Annotated in this window: 13 protein-coding genes; 9 read left to right on the forward strand and 4 right to left on the reverse strand. The window is 56.9% G+C overall.

Annotated elements, in window-relative coordinates; translation table 11 throughout:
- Positions 1-414: 414 nt before the first annotated feature.
- Positions 415-1,638: an MFS transporter gene (locus DL88_RS12515; RefSeq protein ID WP_034996500.1), complete on the reverse strand. Its 1,224-nt coding sequence runs from the start codon at positions 1,636-1,638 to the stop codon at positions 415-417.
- A 624-nt stretch (positions 1,639-2,262) separates the two neighbouring features.
- Between DL88_RS12515 and DL88_RS12520 the strand changes: the two genes are divergently transcribed.
- From DL88_RS12520 to glcF, 4 genes are all read left to right on the forward strand, one after another.
- Positions 2,263-4,446, forward strand: coding sequence for a malate synthase G (locus DL88_RS12520; RefSeq protein WP_034996503.1), 2,184 nt, complete (start codon positions 2,263-2,265; stop codon positions 4,444-4,446).
- 383 nt (positions 4,447-4,829) lie between these two features.
- Positions 4,830-6,308, forward strand: a complete 1,479-nt coding sequence (locus tag DL88_RS12525) for an FAD-linked oxidase C-terminal domain-containing protein (RefSeq protein WP_210165311.1) — start codon at positions 4,830-4,832, stop codon at positions 6,306-6,308.
- Positions 6,309-6,410: 102 nt separating this feature from the next.
- Positions 6,411-7,766, forward strand: a complete 1,356-nt coding sequence (locus tag DL88_RS12530) for an FAD-binding protein (RefSeq protein ID WP_245270824.1) — start codon at positions 6,411-6,413, stop codon at positions 7,764-7,766.
- A 54-nt stretch (positions 7,767-7,820) separates the two neighbouring features.
- Complete coding sequence (gene glcF, locus DL88_RS12535) at positions 7,821-9,158, forward strand: glycolate oxidase subunit GlcF (protein WP_034996508.1); 1,338 nt, start codon at positions 7,821-7,823, stop codon at positions 9,156-9,158.
- A 120-nt stretch (positions 9,159-9,278) separates the two neighbouring features.
- On the opposite strand, the gene DL88_RS12540 is transcribed toward glcF, so the two are convergent.
- Positions 9,279-9,488: a TOBE domain-containing protein gene (locus DL88_RS12540; RefSeq protein WP_034996511.1), complete on the reverse strand. Its 210-nt coding sequence runs from the start codon at positions 9,486-9,488 to the stop codon at positions 9,279-9,281.
- 404 nt (positions 9,489-9,892) lie between these two features.
- Here DL88_RS12540 and DL88_RS12545 point away from each other — a divergent pair, with 404 nt between their 5' ends.
- The 3 genes from DL88_RS12545 to DL88_RS12555 are packed head-to-tail and all read left to right on the forward strand — an operon-like array spanning position 9,893 to position 14,814.
- The gene (locus DL88_RS12545) at positions 9,893-11,233 is read left to right on the forward strand and encodes an ABC transporter substrate-binding protein (protein ID WP_034996512.1); all 1,341 of its coding nucleotides are present in this window, start codon (positions 9,893-9,895) and stop codon (positions 11,231-11,233) included.
- Positions 11,230-12,648, forward strand: coding sequence for a di-heme oxidoreductase family protein (locus DL88_RS12550; protein ID WP_051955942.1), 1,419 nt, complete (start codon positions 11,230-11,232; stop codon positions 12,646-12,648). The genes DL88_RS12545 and DL88_RS12550 overlap by 4 nt, the downstream gene beginning before the upstream one ends.
- 36 nt (positions 12,649-12,684) lie before the next feature.
- Positions 12,685-14,814, forward strand: coding sequence for a TonB-dependent receptor plug domain-containing protein (locus DL88_RS12555; RefSeq protein WP_051955943.1), 2,130 nt, complete (start codon positions 12,685-12,687; stop codon positions 14,812-14,814).
- A 50-nt stretch (positions 14,815-14,864) separates the two neighbouring features.
- Here the strand turns inward: DL88_RS12555 and ispH are convergent, their stop codons facing one another.
- Positions 14,865-15,824 (reverse strand): 4-hydroxy-3-methylbut-2-enyl diphosphate reductase, encoded by a 960-nt coding sequence (gene ispH / locus DL88_RS12560; protein WP_034996577.1) that lies wholly within the window; start codon positions 15,822-15,824, stop codon positions 14,865-14,867.
- Between the two features lie 218 nt (positions 15,825-16,042).
- Between ispH and DL88_RS12565 the strand changes: the two genes are divergently transcribed.
- Together DL88_RS12565 and DL88_RS12570 are read left to right on the forward strand one after the other, a co-directional pair.
- A complete protein-coding gene (locus DL88_RS12565; RefSeq protein ID WP_034996515.1) occupies positions 16,043-16,345 on the forward strand; it encodes a 2Fe-2S iron-sulfur cluster-binding protein in 303 nt (100 codons plus the stop codon).
- Between the two features lie 159 nt (positions 16,346-16,504).
- Positions 16,505-17,674 carry an NAD(P)/FAD-dependent oxidoreductase gene (locus tag DL88_RS12570; RefSeq protein ID WP_245270826.1) on the forward strand — a complete coding sequence of 390 codons (1,170 nt, stop codon included), beginning with the start codon at positions 16,505-16,507 and terminating at the stop codon, positions 17,672-17,674.
- Between the two features lie 58 nt (positions 17,675-17,732).
- On the opposite strand, the gene DL88_RS12575 is transcribed toward DL88_RS12570, so the two are convergent.
- Positions 17,733-18,185 carry a nucleoside deaminase gene (locus DL88_RS12575; protein ID WP_034996517.1) on the reverse strand — a complete coding sequence of 151 codons (453 nt, stop codon included), beginning with the start codon at positions 18,183-18,185 and terminating at the stop codon, positions 17,733-17,735.
- Positions 18,186-18,280: the final 95 nt, after the last annotated feature.

Below are 18,280 nucleotides of genomic sequence, written 5' to 3' on the forward strand. Positions count from 1 at the left end.
GATAGTCTCAAATATTTCCGCTTTGACGCGAAACGCGCCGCGATTCGAAATTCTTGAAAACACTTCATTTCTGCGCGTTATATTCGGTATGCTGCAAGTTGCGCTAAAATTATGGCAAGAACAGGCAAGCGTCATTGCACCTCTCGCCTTCGGCCATCACCAATTATCAAAACGAAAAACAACCTGACATAAAGACGATCTACAGGATCCGATAGAAGTTACATGTTTTCGCAGGAATACAACCTGCCTTGATTACAGTTTCATGATCGCGCAACGCATACATTAAACTCCCTTATCATTTGCCCTGTCCAACCTCCGCTTTGCTAAGGAATTACATCGACAGTCCTTTGCTTTGACGACAGAAAATCCGTGTGTTTTGAAACATGCAAATGCGTCGCTGTGGCAACGATGTCATTATTCCAGCCGCTCAACATGACGCAGGCTTGGAAACAGCTTCATCCATAAAAGCGCGACAAGAATGGTTCCAATACCGCCCAGGACTGCCGCCGGCACAGCTCCCAGCCAGGCCGCAGTCAATCCGCTTTCGAATTCCCCTAATTGGTTGGATGCGTTGACGAACAGAAAATTGACCGCACCGACGCGGCCACGCATATCGTCAGGCGTCGCCAGTTGCACCAGCGAGATGCGGATGACCATGCTGACCTGATCGGCTGCCCCCATGACGATGAGCGCGAGCAACGACAGCCACATCTGGCCGGAAAGCGCGAAGGCGACTGTCGCCACACCGAAAAGGATGACGGCTTGGAACATTCTGACACCGACCTTGCGCTCGATCGCATAGCGCGAGAGTACGGCCGTCATCAACAGAGCTCCAATGGCGGGTGCGGCGCGCAGGATGCCGAGACCGAGCGGCCCTGTATGGAGAACATCACGCGCATAGATCGGCATCAGCGATGTCGCGCCGCCAAGCAAAACGGCGAAAAGATCGAGCGAAATCGTTCCGAGAATGGCCGGATTGGCACGCACGAAAGCCACCCCGGCAAAGAGAGAAGCAAGGCTCGGCGGCTCCTTGGAGAGGACAGCCCTCTCGACAACGATCATGCCGTTGAGAGTGGAACCGACCAGCCAGAAAAACATCATCAAAACATAGGGCGCTCCGGGCGACAGCGCATAGACAAGACCGCCCAAAGCCGGACCGCCAACAACTGCAATGTGGAATGCGGATGTAGAAAGCGCGGTGGCTTTCTGGAGCATACCTTCCGGCGCCACTGCCGGCAGCATTGCCGCCACCGCCGGGCTCTCGAATGCTGTCGCGAAACCGAAAACCGTCACCGCCGCGAAGATCTGTGTCTCCGTCAATGTGCCCGCAAAGGTGCCATAGGCAAGAAAGGCGGATGTCAATCCAGACAGGATCTGGCAGGCCTGAACGACCCGTTTTCGTTCATAACGATCCGCCGCATGCCCGGCCACGAATGTCAGGAGCGCCGTCGGGAGGAACTGCATCAAGCCGATCATTCCCAGATCGAAAGCGCTGTTCGTCATCGCATAAACCTGCCAGCCGACAGCGACCATCGCGATCTGACGGGAAAAAGCAGAGAGGCTACGCGACCAGAAATACAGGAAAAAAGGCCGGTGCCCGAACAGAGTGCCAGCCCCGGCGGAAGACGCGATAGACATGAACAGGTCGTTCCTTGAACGCTAGCGCAGAGGATATTGAGATATGTCTACCGGGGATAAAGCCGCCGTCAACGCTGCATGCTGCACCGCATCTCACGAACACGCCACCCGATTTGGAAGGCACGCCCGCATGCTCCCAGAAATTTGAAACCTCATCTCTTCAAGAGGAGGGCATTCAGGCCATGTTCTGGCCAACGAAATGACTGTTGGAAAAGCATTCCGAAAATGAGCCTCCAGCGGAGCGCCCAAAAATGCAGCGTATTTTGATAATACCTATCGCGAAAATAAAATTATCATTATATCTCATAGTGATAATTAATTTTTTTAAAAATGAAAATATTTTCCAGAAAAATTGACGATTGGAATGTTATACGCCATTTATGGGTCAAGCATATCTGTCGACTGCCTATTTTTGTTTCACCGAATACGCTCCTACAATGCAGCGGGACCCGTCTGCAATGGGGGGATTCAAAACGGGCGACGACAGGTTCGGACTGGAGCATTTTCCGGAAATGCTGAATCGCTTCGCGATTCCATTGCCTGAAAATGCCCTGATTGTTTTGAGGGGAGCGTTTCCGGAACGATCCGAAACGCTCTAGCTATCTGCCAATTTCGGAGAGCCAGATGGGATATCTTTCGATCAACGGCCTTTCGGTCGATTCGGAACTTCACGATTTCATCGTCAAGGAAGCCATTCCGGGCTCGGGCGTCAGCGCCGAACAATTTTGGCGTGGGCTGGCCGATCTCGTCGCATCGAAAAGCGCCCAGAACCGCGCCTTGCTCGCCAAGCGCGATGAGCTTCAGGCCAAGATCGATGCCTATTACCGTGGCGGTGGCAGCACCGAACCCACTGCGACTGAAGCATTTTTGCGTGAAATCGGCTATCTCCTTCCGGAGCCTGCGCCGAAATCCATCGAAACCGCCAATGTCGATGCGGAAATCGCCGCCATTGCCGGTCCGCAGCTCGTCGTTCCCGGCAGCAATGCTCGGTATGCCTTGAACGCTGCCAATGCGCGTTGGGGCAGCCTCTATGATGCGCTCTACGGCACCGATGCTATCCCCGAAACAGACGGCGCAGAGCGTGGCAAGGGTTTCAATCCGACACGCGGCGCCCGCGTCGTCGCCAAGGCCAAGCAAATCCTCGATCAGTCGTTTCCGCTCGAAGGTCTGTCCTACACCAATATCAAATCCTTCCGGATCGAGGGTGGCGCACTCAAGGCAACGAGCCTTGATGGCAAGAGCGTCGGTCTCGCCTCGGCCGATCAGTTCGTCGCCTTCACCGGCTCGGCTGAAGCACCGACGACCATTCTTCTGCGTCACAATCACCTGCATTTCGAGCTTGTGATCGATGCCACCCATCCGGTTGGCAAGACCGATCCGGCCGGCCTTGCCGATATCGTCATCGAGGCCGCCATTTCCACCATCATCGACATGGAAGACAGCGTCGCCGTCGTGGATGCGGCCGACAAGGTCGCGCTTTATCGCAACATTTTGGGCCTCATGCAGGGCACCCTAAGCGATACATTCGTCAAGAATGGCGCATCTATGACGCGCACGATGCATGATGACCGCGTCTATCAGACGGGCAAGGGAGACAGTCTGCGTCTGCACGGACGCAGTCTGCTGCTGATCCGTAACGTCGGCCATCACATGTTTACCGATGCCGTCAAAGATGCTTCGGGCGCGGAGATTCCCGAAAATCTGCTCGACGGCATGGTGACGGCGCTCGTCGCCCGTCACGATCTCTACGGCAAACATGAACGGCACAACAGCCGCACCGGGTCTGTCTATATCGTGAAGCCGAAGATGCATGGTCCGGAGGAAGTGGCCTTCGCGAATGCGGTTTTCGCCGATATCGAAAAGGCGCTCGACCTGTCGCCCTTTACGTTGAAGATCGGCATTATGGATGAAGAGCGCCGCACCACCGTCAATCTGATGGCGGCGATTCAGGCTGCCTCGCAGCGGGTCGTCTTCATCAACACCGGTTTCCTCGACCGCACTGGCGACGAAATTCATACGGCAATGGAAGCCGGAGCGATGGTGCGCAAGGCAGGCATGAAGAGCGAGTCCTGGCTCAAGGCCTATGAAGACAATAATGTCGATGTGGGTCTGCTCAGCGGATTGCCCGGCCGGGCCCAGATCGGCAAGGGCATGTGGGCGGCGCCCGATGCCATGGCCGATATGTTGACGCAAAAGATCGGCCATCCGCGTGCCGGTGCCAATACGGCCTGGGTTCCCTCGCCGACGGCGGCGACCTTACATGCCCTGCACTATCATGAAGTCGATGTGTTCGCGCGGCAGAAAGAGCTGGCGAGCCGGCCGCGCGCTCCGCTGCATGATCTTCTGACTGTGCCGGTGACGAAGACAACCTATTCCGCGCAGGAGATCCAGGAGGAACTCGACAACAATGCGCAGGGTCTGTTGGGCTATGTCGTGCGCTGGATCGATCAGGGCGTCGGTTGTTCCAAGGTGCCGGATATTCATAATATCGGCTTGATGGAGGATCGCGCGACCTTGCGGATTTCGAGCCAGCACATCGCCAATTGGCTCCATCACAAGATCGTCACCGAAGCTCAGGTCATGGAAACCTTGAAGCGCATGGCTGCCGTTGTCGACAAGCAGAATGCCGACGACGCCATTTATCAGCCGATGGCGCCCGGCTTCGACGGGGTGGCATTCAAGGCCGCCTGCGACCTGGTCTTCAAGGGCCTCGAACAGCCGAACGGCTATACCGAATATCTTCTGCATTCTCGCCGCAGAGAGGCCAAGGCCAAGCAGGGCATCGCGGGTCAGGCTTCCGCGGCCTGAATTCCGCGCAGTTTTTTGCATGGGCGGGTCTCTCCCGCCCATGCGCATGTTTGACAGAATGCTGGTACCGGCACGATTATCATCGGTTCATGCAGGAATAGTCTGACTGGTGATTTTCAGGTAAATTCTTCGCAATTCGAGGGATTTGCGTGGAATTTTCCGATCACGGCCAAGTGGTTAAAGCCCTTTCCGCAAGCCTTGCAATCCGTTGAGGGGGAACGGTCTCTTGCGCAGGCTCTGGCATATGGCTTTTGTCACATGGATTTTCTGGTATTTTGGAATGCGTCTGATCTATTATCACGCGCGTCCATTCAAAATTTGCCGTCTGTGAGCGTATTGTCAGAGCCCGGCTTGATCGAGAGTTTCGACCCGTGACATTGCAAATGCCCCTCCCTGAAGCAGCGATTCTCACGAAACGCCAGGAGATTGTCGCGCGGCTGCAACAGATCGTACCGAATGGTGTCGTCCATACGGAGCGGGAGATGCGCGTCTATGAATGCGACGCGCTTACGCTTTACCGTCAATTGCCGCTCGTCGTGGTTCTGCCGGAAACAGTCGAGCAGGTCTCCCAAATTCTGCGGGTCGCGCAGGATATGAATGTCAAGGTCGTGCCGCGCGGCAGCGGCACCTCCCTTTCCGGCGGCTCGCTGCCGCTGGCAGACGCCATTCTGCTCGGCATGAGCAAATTCAACCGTGTTCTGGAAATCGATTACGAGAACCGCTGTGTGCGGGTGCAACCCGGTGTCACCAACAGCGCAATCACCCGCGCTGTGGAAGACGAGGGTTTCTATTACGCGCCCGATCCCTCCTCACAGATCGCCTGTTCCATCGGTGGCAATGTCGCGGAAAATTCGGGCGGCGTGCATTGCCTGAAATACGGTCTTACGACCAATAATATTCTCGGCCTCGAAGTGGTTCTGATGGGTGGCGAGATCCTCCGGCTCGGCGGCAAACATCTCGACAGCGATCTTTATGATCTCATCGGTGTTTTGACGGGTTCCGAAGGATTGCTTGGTGTCATTACCGAAGTTACGGTGCGTATTCTGCAAAAGCCTGCGACGGCGCGCGGCATCCTCCTCGGATTTCCGACCGTCCAGGATGGCGGCGATTGCGTTGCGGAAATCATCGCACGGGGCATCATTCCGGGCGGTCTCGAAATGATGGACAAAGCCTCGATCGATGCGGTCGAAGCCTTTCAGCCTTGCGGCTACCCGCGCGACGCCGGTAGCCTCGTCATCGTCGAACTCGACGGAACCGAGGCGGAGGTCAATGTCCTCATCGATCGTGTCGCGGATATTGCCGTAAAGAAGGGCGCAACCTCGCTCAAGGTCTCGGAGAACGAAGCCGAAAGGCTTCGTTTCTGGTCAGGCCGCAAGAATGCCTTTCCGGCCGTCGGCGCCATTGGCCCGGATTATCTTTGCATGGATGGCACGATTCCGCGCTCGCAGCTCTCGTATGTCCTGACCCGCATGGACCAGCTCGCCGCGCAATATGGGTTGCGGGTGGCGAATGTCTTTCATGCCGGAGACGGCAATCTGCATCCCCTGATCCTCTATGATTCCTCAAAGCCCGGTGATAGCGAGAAAGCTGAACAGTTCGGCGCCGACATTCTTTGCCTGTGCGTTGAAGTCGGCGGCGTCTTGACGGGAGAGCATGGGGTCGGCGTTGAGAAACGCGATTTGATGGATCGTATGTTCAATGAGATCGACCTGCAACAGCAGGAGCGTCTGAAATGTGCATTCGATCCCGCCCATCGGCTCAATCCGGGCAAGGTTTTCCCGACACTTCACCGCTGTGCGGAGCTTGGCCGTATGCATGTCCATAACGGCCAGTTGCCCTTCCCCGATTTGCCGCGGTTCTAGACGGTGTCTGGCAGTTCCACCGCTCCCGGCGCCGAAGCGCAAATCAGCCGAAAGAGATAAAATCATCGATCCGCGGTCGTGATAAAAACAGGAAGCAATGCCTTGGCCGATCTCCCTTCCCCGGAGCAGCCCGCCCCGACGGCCGCACCGAATGAAGCCGCAGCGATGGATATTCTCCTACCCCGTGACGAGAAGGATGTGCTGGCGGTCGTCGAAGCCGCCGTCGCCAATCGCACGCCCCTTGAAATCATGGGTTTTGGATCGAAAACGGGGTTGGGCGGTCCGGTTACCGCTGAAAAATGCCTATCGCTGAGCGCTCTATCTGGTGTCACGCTTTATGAACCTGCGGAACTGGTTTTGCGTGCCCATGCCGGCACGCCCTTGCGGGAAATCCAGGCCCTGCTCGCCCAAAACGGTCAGGAACTGGCTTTCGAACCCATGGATCATGGCGATCTTTATGGCTTGACGAAAAACGACAGGATCAAGGGCGGCACCATTGGCGGCACGGTCGCCGTCAATGCAAGCGGGCCGCGACGTATTCGTGCCGGCGCGGCCCGCGATCATCTGCTTGGCTTCCAAGCTGTCAGCGGGCGCGGAGAAATTTTCAAATCCGGCGGCCGGGTCATGAAGAATGTGACCGGTTATGATCTCTCGAAGCTGCTCGCCGGATCCCACGGCACTCTGGCGATCATGACGGAAGTGACGCTCAAGGTCCTGCCGCGCCCGGAAAATGAGGAAAGCGTCGTCGTCTCAAATCTGACGGAAGATCAGGCGCTGGCGCTTTTGCGCATGGCCACGGGTCTACCTTACGATATTTCGAGTTTTTCCTGCCTGCCCGAGGGGAGCCTGCTTGGCCTTGCAAGAGGGCCCATTGCCATCTTGCGCATTGAGGGGCCCCATCTTTCCGTCCAGAAGCGCAAAGAAGAAATCATCACCTTCTTTCGTAAACAAGCCATGTTTGCGAAAGGTCAGTATGACCTGCTGCAGGAAGCCGTTTCCCGGGAATTCTGGTCCGCCGTTCGCGATGCCTTGCCGGTAACAGCCATTTCCGGTCAAGTCTGGCGGCTTTCCACCGCGCCGACCGAAGCCGCACCGCTCGTCACCGCAATCCATGCGGCCGGCGTACCGATCCTGCGCTGGTTTTATGATTGGGCCGGGGGACTCATCTGGCTCTGCATCGAGCCATCGACTGACGCCCATGCCGAACCGATCCGCGCGGCTGTCGATAGATTTGGCGGTCATGCAACCTTGATGCGCGCTGACGATTGCATACGTGCGCAGACGCCTGTGTTCCATCCGCAGGCAACAGCTCTTGCAGCGCTTTCGCAGCGAGTCAAACTGGCCTTTGACCCTTTATCTCTGCTGAACCGTGATAAATTCGGCAAGAACTTCGAGCCCCGGATCTCGGATCCCAAGAGCTCCGATTCCAAGCCGGAACAACAGACACACAATTCCTGATCACTCAATCGCGCGGGACCCATATACAGTCCCAGCGGTGTATGGAACAAAGCCATGCAGACCCATTTCACACCCGCCGCACTCGCCGATCCGCATATTGCGCGTTCGGAGAAAATTCTGCGGACCTGTGTGCATTGCGGCTTTTGCACCGCCACCTGTCCGACCTTCATCACATTGGCCGAGGAAAATGACAGTCCGCGCGGGCGTATCTATCTGATCAAGGAAATGCTCGAGAATGAGCGGCCTGCCGATGCCGCCACGGTGAAACATATCGACCGCTGCCTATCCTGCCTATCGTGCATGACGACCTGCCCTTCCGGCGTCCATTATATGCATCTCGTCGATCACGCGCGCGCCTATATCGAAAAGACCTATCGCCGCCCTTTCCTCGACCGTACGTTGCGTTCTGTCCTCGCCTTCGTCCTGCCGCGCCCGACCCTCTTCCGCCTCGCCCTCTTCGCCGCGCGGCCGATACGCCTTTTTGCCGGTTTCATTCCCGGGCGTTTCGGCGCTCTTTTCTCGATGGCGCCCTCAACCCTGCCGTCACCGAGCCCTGTCGACCGGCCGCAGGTGTTTTCCGCCCAAGGCGAAAGAAAGCTGCGCGTCGCTTTGCTCAACGGCTGCGCCCAGAGAGTCCTCGATCCCGGCATCAATGAAGCAACCGTGCGCCTTCTCACCCGACTCGGTGTCGAGGTTACTGTCGTCGCGGGTGTCGGATGTTGCGGCGCACTCACCCATCACATGGGGCAGGAAGCGAGCGGCCATGCTTATGCCAAGGCCAATATCAAAGCCTTCATGCGGGAAAAGAACCAGAACGGCCTTGATCGCATTGTGATCAATACGTCCGGCTGCGGTACGACGGTCAAGGATTACGGTTATATGTTCAGTGACGATCCCGACCTTGCGACCGATGCCGCAACCGTCGCGGCCATGGCGCGGGACATTACCGAACTCGTCGAGGAAGTCGATTTCACGCCGAGCGGTGAAATGCCCACGCTCCGTGTGACATACCATTCAGCCTGTTCGATGCAGCACGGTCAGAAGATTACACGGCTGCCGATGGATCTTCTGAAAAAGGCCGGCTTTACTGTATCCCCGGTCCCTGAATCCCATCTTTGCTGCGGTTCGGCTGGCACCTACAATCTGTTGCAGCCGGAACTTGCAGAAAGCCTCAAGATTCGCAAGCTCGCAAATATAGAGACGACAAAGCCAGACGTCATTGCAGCGGGCAATATTGGCTGTATGGTTCAAATCGGCGGTGGAACCGATGTCCCCGTTGTGCATACAGTCGAATTGCTCGACTGGGCGACAGGAGGCCCCGTGCCGGAAGCCCTCCAGCCTCTCTCCCTGAAGGCCAGAATTTCAGAACCTTGCGATGAGAGCATGGCCTGAGACACGCAACATTCCACAAACTGGTTCGGATGGCCGCAACTGCTGTATTCGTAACTATATGACCGATCAAAATGAAAACCCCGCCTGAGAGCGGGGTTTTGTCTGCCATGATCGATGTATTCAGTCGACAGCGATCATCACGTCGGATGATTTGATCAGTGCATGTGCCTTCTTGCCGGGAACGAGACCGAGTTCGTCAACAGATTCATTGGTAATGGAAGCCGTCACGATGACGCCTCCGGCGATTTCCAGATGAACATGGGCAGTCGTGGAGCCCTTCTGCACATCTTTGATCGTGCCCGGAATGAAATTACGTCCGGAAATTTTCATAACCAATCTCCTGTATGGTGATCAAAAGCGCTCTCTCCGACGCATCGGCACAGAAACGTCCAGGGAAAGTAAGGCGCATATAGGATAGAAAATCCCAATATCAAAGCCCACGACGACAGATTCCATAACGGTAATTTCTGTCACTCTTGCTTCAAGAATTCAACAAAACAAATATGTGCTTATAAGCATCGCTCCCTATATTTATGATCAATTTTATATAATATACTCCTATTTATAGTGAGAACTGGCGGCGCAGTCTGCGACTCTCTTTCTACCGTTTGCGTTCTGGTACAGAGTCATATGCTAGTCAGTATAGGAATATCCATTATTCCAGATTGAAGTCATCAATCGTTTCGCGATAAAGCTGTATTGACATAGCTATAGCTTCCTCTCAAGATGAAGCTATGCAATATTCAGACTTAAAGTCCTCAGCCGACATCGCTTTTTCCACGCGGCGTAGGGGTCTCGCCAATTTTCTGGCGGCTCTCCCGCTTGTCGCATTGATCTTCACAGGTCCCGGCCTCGCGGAAGAGATTACCGTCGTCACAGCCTATCCAGAAGAGGTCTCCGGCCTCTTTCTCAAAACATTCGAGGCGACGCATCCGGATATTTCCGTCCATCTTCTCTGGCAACAGGGGCGTGACGCATACAGACTCCTCTCCGCCAAAGACCATGGCGGCGTCGATGTCTATTGGGCTGCATCGAGTGACAATTTCCCGCACCTGCGTGCGGAAGGCGCATTCCAGAAGCTCGACATCGTCCGTACACAATTGCCCGGTGCGATTGGCGAGGATCACCTGTCCGATCCCGAAGGCTATTACGAGGCCTTCGAGATCGCCGGCTACGGACTGGCCTTCGGCACTCAGGCATTGTGGAAAGGCAAGGCACCACCGCAGACATGGCACGCCGCCGCTCAACCGGCGTTAGCGGGCAAGATCATCATGCCAAATGCCGGCAAGGTTGGCTTCGCCCCGTCCCTTTACGAAATCATCCTGCAGGGCGAGGGTTGGGAGAAAGGTTGGGCCCTTTTATCCGAGATCGGCAGCAATGCGGTTCTGTCCGCCCAGGGTCACGCCATGCATCCCCTCATCGAGGGGAAGGCCGCTCTGGCGATGACGATTGATTTCGTTCCACTCACAGCGGCGGCAAATGGCGAGGCGGTCGCCATCGCCTATCCGCGGCGCACGGCCTTTCTGCCCGCCCATGTGGCGCTGCTGCAAGGCGCGCCACATGCGGAAGCGGCGCGCGTCTTCATTGCCTTTCTCCTTTCGCGGGAAGGCCAGAAACTCCTGCTTCAACCGGATGTCGGCAGGCATCCGGTTCGTCCCGACGCCTATCCCGACGATCCTTCCGTCCAAAATCCCTTCCGCTTGCCCGCCTCCACTTTGCTCCCTTTCGATCATGCCCTTGGCGGGGCGAGACGCACACTCGTCGCACGCCTCTTTGAAGAATTGATCGCCAAGGACCACGAGGCGCTGCAGGATCTCTGGCAAAAGATTCACGCAGCCGAAGCCGATTTGCAGCAAAAGCCTGATCCGATCCGCAAAGCACGGATAGAGGAAGCTCGGCATCTCGCGGGTTTTGTGCCCGTCGGCGCTACCGAGGCCGAAGACAAAGCCTATCTCGCGCGCGTTGACTGGCCGCCGAAGTCTGGTTCGGACGATCTCGGCGAGGGCTGGGCAAAAACGATCCGTGAAGCCCGTGGCAAGGCGCTATCGCTCCTGGAAACGCCAGTCGCGCCATGAAGACCGGACTCTGGCTTGGCCTCGCCCGGGCATTGCCCGGATTCGTGCTCGCAATCGCATCATTGATGCCGTTCGTCAGTGTTTCAGCCGAGGAAGGCGCTTCCCCGCCTCCTCTCTTGCCCTATGAGACCGCCTTTCAAGGCCGCACGCTTTATGCGCGCCCGTTTGAGGGTTTGAGTGAAACCGAGAAGGATTTGGCCGCCCACGGCAGTCTTTTCTTCCACGCCGCCTGGGTGCCTTCTCCTTCCGCTGACCAACCGGAATTCCAGGGGCTCGGGCCCTTGTTCAACCAGCTTTCCTGCATCGCCTGCCACGTCAAAAACGGCCGCGGCGCGCCGCCTTCAGGTACCGAGCCTTTGCGGACCATGGTGGTGAAATTAAGCCCCGCGGGAACCGACGCTCACGGGGGACCACTCGGCCATCCGCTTTATGGACCGCAGTTCAATCCGCGCGCCATTCCCGGTATGCGGGCAGAGGGCGAGGTCCATCTCGCCTGGGAGACAACGCAGGTCACATTCGGCGACGGTTCCGTCGCCGAATTGCGCCGGCCGATCCTTCAATGGCAGGACCTCGCCTTCGGCCCCATCGGCAAGGATACGCAAATTTCCCTGCGCAATGCGCAACCCCTCGTCGGACTTGGACTTTTGGAAGCCGTGCCAGAGGCGGAAATCCTCAGGCTGGCGGAGGATCAGAAACGGAAGGGCGGCTCTGTCGCGGGCAAGCCGAACTGGGTTTGGGACAGGGCGAGCATGAGCCGCAGACTTGGCCGTTTTGGTCAGAAAGCCAACCAGCCAAGCCTGAGACAGCAGATCGCTTCCGCCTTTGCCGAGGATCTTGGCATCACCTCCTCACTCTTTCCGTCAGAGAGTTGCACGACGGCGCAGGCTGATTGCAAGGCGTCCATGAGCGCCAAGCCCGAACTTGCCGACCCGGAGCTTGTCGACAAGGATCTCGACGCTGTGACGGCTTTCGTCCGCGACATGGCCGTACCGGCGCGGCGTGACAGTCAAAACCCCGAGGTCATGCGCGGGGAAGCCCTCTTCGATAGCATCGGCTGCGGGCGCTGCCACACGGGAACGCTGCGCCTCGGCGAGGCCGCCCCCCTGCCCGGGCTCGCTGGCACGACAATCCATCCCTTTACCGATCTCCTCCTTCACGACATGGGCGATGGCCTTGCTGATGGCCGCCCGGATTTCGAGGCAAGCGGCACCCAATGGCGCACGCCACCCCTCTGGGGACTCGGAGCAATGCCCAGGACCGGACAGGACATCAACTATCTGCATGACGGTCGAGCCAGGACGTTGAGCGAGGCGATCCTCTGGCACGGCGGAGAGGCTGTGGCCGCACGCGAGCGCTTTCGTACGCTCTCTTCGGCGGACCGTCAGGCGCTTGTCACTTTTCTGAATTCGCTCTGAGGGGGCATTCAGACAGATCCAACGGGGAATGCAATCATGACGACGCATACGGCCTGCCAGGCCGCAACACACGAAAAAAGCCAATATAGCAAGATCCGACAGTTTGAAACGGCTGCGACTTTCGCAGGCCTCCTGCTTGCGACGAGTCCCGTAGACGCACAGGAAGTCGGTGTCTTTTCTCTCGGCGAGATCAATATTTCCGCCTCGAAGAGCGGAAGCCGTGAACAGACGAGCGGCTATGGCGGCAGCGTCATCACCAATGAGGATGCCTGGAAATTCGGGCGCGATACGCTCGATCAGGCAGTCACACTCGCCCCCGGCGTGTCCGCGTCGAATTCCGGCGGTCCCCGTAATGAACGTCTGATTTATGTACGCGGTTTCGATCGCTTCCAGACACCGCTTTCGATTGATGGCATCAGGGTCTATCTGCCCGCCGATAACCGGTTGGATTTCGGGCGCTTCCTCACCGCAGACGTCTCGGAGATACAAATCGCCAAAGGCTATGATTCCGTCCTCGATGGTCCGGGCGGCATGGGCGGCGCCATCAATCTCGTGACCCGCAAGGCGCAAAAAGAGGTCGATGGTGAGATGCGCACCGGGATGCTCTGGGGCCAGGACGGCACATTGGAGGGCGGCTCCGCCTATCTGTTTCTCGGCACCAAACAGCCGACCTATTATCTCCAGGGCAGCGCCAGTTTTCTGGGGACACGGGGCTGGATTCTGTCACATGAATACACCCCGACAAGCGTACAGGGTTCGGGTCTACGCGATCATTCCGATACGACCGATGGCCGCGGCATGATCAAAGTCGGCGTCACGCCCAATGCAACGGACGAATATTCATTCAACTATATAAAGCAGGTCGGCCGCAAGGGCGCGCCCTTGCATGTCAGCGATCCGGTCGCCTCGCAAAGATATTGGGACTGGCCCTACTGGAACATCCAGAATATCTATTTCCTCTCCAACACCCAGCTGAGCGACGCCGTCTATCTCAAGAGCCGCGTCTACTTCAACACATTCGACAATTCCCTCTATTCCTACGACGATCGCTATCTTTCGACACAAAGCCTCCCGAGATCCTTCCAAAGCGCCTATCACGATTACGCTTTGGGCGGCTCCGTCGAAGCTGGCATCAATTTCGGCACCGCCGATACGTTGAAAGGGACTTTCCAATATCGGCGTGACAATCACGTCGAATGGCAGGGAACTTTCTCCACGACGAGCCCCTGCGTCGCCAATGTCATCTGCTTCCGCGAACCCGATCAAACGACAACGGAAGACACCTATACAATAGCGCTAGAAAATACATGGCATATAACGCCCAATCTCGATTTCGTGCAGGGCTTCGCCTATAATTGGCGTCATATGCTGCGCGCGCAGGATTACAATACGACCGACGGCTTCATCAATTATCCGTTGCGGGATGTCGGCGCTCCCGATGGGCAGGCCGCCTTGATCTGGCGTTATGAGGAAAATTCCAAACTCTTCGCCAACGTCTCGTCGCGGGTGCGTTTCCCGACGATTTTCGACAGATTTAGTTCGCGCTTTGGCGGCGCCGTGTCGAATCCCGGTCTGCAACCAGAGCGCGCGACCAATTATCAGATCGGCTGGGCAACGACGTTCAACACCAATGCCGAGTTCCAGACGGCGGCATTCGTCAGCGATGTCAAGAATCTCATTCAATCAGTGCCGTTCATCTACAATAATACGGCTTTGACCCAGAGCCAGAATGTCGGTGACGGCTATTTCGTCGGCATAGAAGCGGCCGGCACTTATCAGATTCAGGACAATCTGATGATCGGCGGCAATCTGACATTCATCCGGCGGTCCATCACCAGCCCGCGCACGCCCTATATTCAGCCGACCGGTGTTCCCTTCGCACAGGGTTTCCTCTATCTCACCTATCGGCCGGAGATCATCCCCGGTCTCAGCATCACGCCCAATGTCGAGCTCGCCGATAGTCGTTGGACATCGAATACGGCCGGAACCTATTATTATCCGACCGGCTCCTATCAGCTCCTGAATTTTCAGGCGACCTATAATGTCGCCTCGAATTTCGAGCTGCAGGCGGGGCTGCGCAATATACTCGATCAGAACTATCAATTGGTGGACGGTTTTCCCGAGCCCGGGCGCACGGTCTTCTTCAATATGCGCGTGACGTTCTGAGCCGCACTTCCAAGAAGCAGCGGATGCGAAACCTCGCATCCGCATCAATGTCAGGAAGCGGCCTTGCGCAATTCGCGAGGCAGCGGAAAGAACACGCCTTCATCCGCGGTGGAAACCGTCTCTATCTCAAGATCATAGCGTTCCGCGAAGGCCGCCATGATTTCTTCCACGAGCACTTCCGGCGCGGAGGCCCCCGCCGTAATGCCAAGCGTGGAAATGTTGGAGAAGAGATCCCATTCCACATCATCGGCACGCAGGACGAGCCGCGCTAGTTTGCAGCCCGAGCGTTCGGCGACTTCCCGCAAACGCTGCGAATTGGAAGAATTGGACGAACCGACGACGAGCAGAGCATCGACGATCGGCGCAATCCGTTTGACGGCTTCCTGCCGGTTGGTCGTCGCATAGCAGATATCTTCGCGATGCGGCCCGACGATATTCGGAAAACGCCTCGTCAAAGCCTCGACCATATTCTTCGTGTCATCGACCGACAACGTGGTCTGGGTGACATAAGCGAGATTGTTTTCGTCCTTGACCTTGAGGGTCGCGACTTCATCCGGCGTCTGCACCAGGAGGATCGACCCTTCGGGCAATTGCCCCAGGGTGCCGACGACTTCCGGATGCCCGGCATGGCCGACGAGCAGCACCTGGCGGCCATTATTGAAATGCAATTCCGCTTCGCGATGCACTTTGGTGACGAGCGGACAGGTCGCATCGATCGCGAAAATATTGCGTTTCTGTGCTTCAGCCGGGATGGATTTCGGAACGCCGTGGGCAGAGAAGATCACCGGCTTCGTCGTATCGGGCACCTCGTCCAATTCTTCGACGAAAATCGCGCCTTTCGCTTTCAGGCCTTCGACCACGAATTTGTTATGGACGATTTCATGGCGCACATAGACGGGCGCGCCATAGATTCGCAGGGCCTGTTCGACGGCATCGATGGCGCGCACCACTCCGGCGCAAAAACCGCGCGGCGCGCAAAGGAGAATATGCAGCTTCGGCTTTTCGGTCATGGAGAACCTTGCCCAGGCCTTTCGCAGGGAGGAAAGGCGATTTTGGATGAGAATCCATGCCTTGCCGCCGCCTTTTCTGTCAAGCCTCCCCTGACCCCGGCTGACAGCCGATTGGAACTTGACAAATGAAAATAATGATACGTTATAACATTTCAATTCGTGATGCGGATGCGCTTCCATCATCACCATAGATCCCATTTCAGAAAGGACTAATCCCAATGCCAATCCTCACGATCATGCCGTCCGGTAAAACGATCGAAGCTGCCGAAGGGTCGATCCTGGTCGACGCCATTCTGGCCGCTGACGAGCCCATTCAGCTGAAATGCAATCGCGACGCAAAATGCGAGTCCTGCCACGTCTTCATTCTCGAAGGGCGCAAGAGCCTCGCGAAAATGGGGCGTCCGGAAAGCGAAAAGCTGGATTCCATGGTCGGTGTCGCGTCGAAGTCCCGCCTGGCATGTCAATGCATCCTCGGGACCGAAAATGTGACTGTCGAATTGCTGGGCGCGCTTTCCGGCTGACGCAGCCATTTCACGCCAACGAGAGGGTCCAATCGCCTTCATTCCATAGGTTTCCGGGCGAAAAATGCTCTTGTTTTCATAATCGAAACACTGCGGAGCCGTCCGATTGTTTCCGGACGGCTCCGACGAGTCCGACCTCATCAAGATGGAGCGAGCCGGGTGACGAAACAAATTGCTTCCTCAACCAATGCACGGCTTCCGAAAGACGGGGACCTTCCAGAACTGGTGAATGTCGCGATCATCGGCGCGGGACCCGCCGGCATCGGCATGGGCTGGGTTCTCCGCGACCTCGCCATCCCTGGAGTCAAAATTCTTGAACGCAAACGGATCGGCGCCTCCTTCTATCTATGGCCTCAGACGACGCGCTTCATCACCCCTTCCTTCCCCAGCAACGCCTTTGGCCTGACGGATCTCAACGCCATCAGTTTTGACAGTTCGCCGGCCTATGCCCTCAAGCGAGAGCATCTGAGCGGTGCCGAATATGCTTCCTATCTTGAAGAGGCGGTCGAAGTCTTCGATCTCGATATTGTGACACCGATTGATATCAAGGACCTTCAGCCACAAGCCAATGGCATCACCCTGCATACGAATGCCGGTACGATCCGCGCCCGTTTCGTCATCTGGGCGGCTGGACAATTTCAATATCCGAATCTCGCCGTCATGCCCGGCTGGGAACATGGTGTTCATTCGAGCCAGATTCGGCAATGGACAGATTATCCCGGCGAGACCATCCTCATCGTCGGCGGCTATGAAAGTGGTATCGATGCAGCAATCGGCCTCGCCAATGCCGGCAAGAAAGTCAAAATACTTAGCCGCACCGCCCCCTGGGAAAGCGATGACACAGATCCCTCCGTTGCCTTATCGCCATTGACGGCGCAAAGATTGAATGCTGCATTACAACAAAAACAGTCGATCGAACTCATCGGCAATGCCGACATCATCGGTATCGAGCGGCTCGGAGAAACAGTCAAAGTGCATTCCGCCGATGGACGTGTTTGGACGACACAATCCTTCCCTATCCTTGCGACGGGTTTTAGCGGCAGTGCAACCTTGATCGATCATTGGTTCGAGCGCGATACAGAGGGCCATCACATTCTGACGGAACGGGATGAATCCACAATTGTATCCGGTCTGTTCCGGATCGGGCCCGACATCCGCTATAATAGCGTCCCACTCGCATTCATTTATGAATTCCGTCAACGATTTGCCATCGTCGGACAAACCATAGCCGAACGGCTAGGCATCGATACGGCTCCGCTCGAAGCCTATCGGTCCCGCAATATGTTTCGCGGCGGCCCGCTCTGCAAAAATCCTTCGCCCGCGCCTTGAGCGGATGCGTGACAAAAGCAAACGTTATCCTATTCAGGAAGAGCAGCCCTGATACGCCCTACCGCCGTTGCGCGAAGAAATCACGGAGTAGGTCACCCGCTTCTTGTTCTCGAAAGCCACCGTAGATTTCCGGAATATGGTGACAGGTCGGCTGAGCGAAAATCCGCGCGCCGTGCTCAACTCCACCACCCTTCGGGTCCGAGGCGGAAAAATAGAGCCTGCGCAGCCTCGCCTGGGCAATCGCCGCCGCGCACATGGCGCAGGGTTCCAGGGTCACATAAAGATCACAGCCAGAAAGCCGCTCGCTTTGCAGAATTCGGCATGCGGTACGAATGACCAGCATTTCGGCATGAGCGGTCGGGTCCTTCTCCTCCAGCACCTTGTTGCCCGCGCGCGCCAGCACAATCCCTTCGCGCATGATGACCGCGCCGACGGGAACCTCGCCGCGCGCAGCGGCTAGACGCGCTTCTTCGAAAGCAAGGGACAGGGGATCAGGCGAGGAGGCAGACAAGGATAGTGCGTTCCGGATATTGTGGGGTTCCAGCGTTGGCCGCTTTGACAGCCACCGCTAGAGCATTTTCAATTCGGATTGAATCGCTATGCAAT

It is taken from the genome of Beijerinckia mobilis (assembly GCF_000745425.1).
GTDB lineage: Bacteria > Pseudomonadota > Alphaproteobacteria > Rhizobiales > Beijerinckiaceae > Beijerinckia > Beijerinckia mobilis.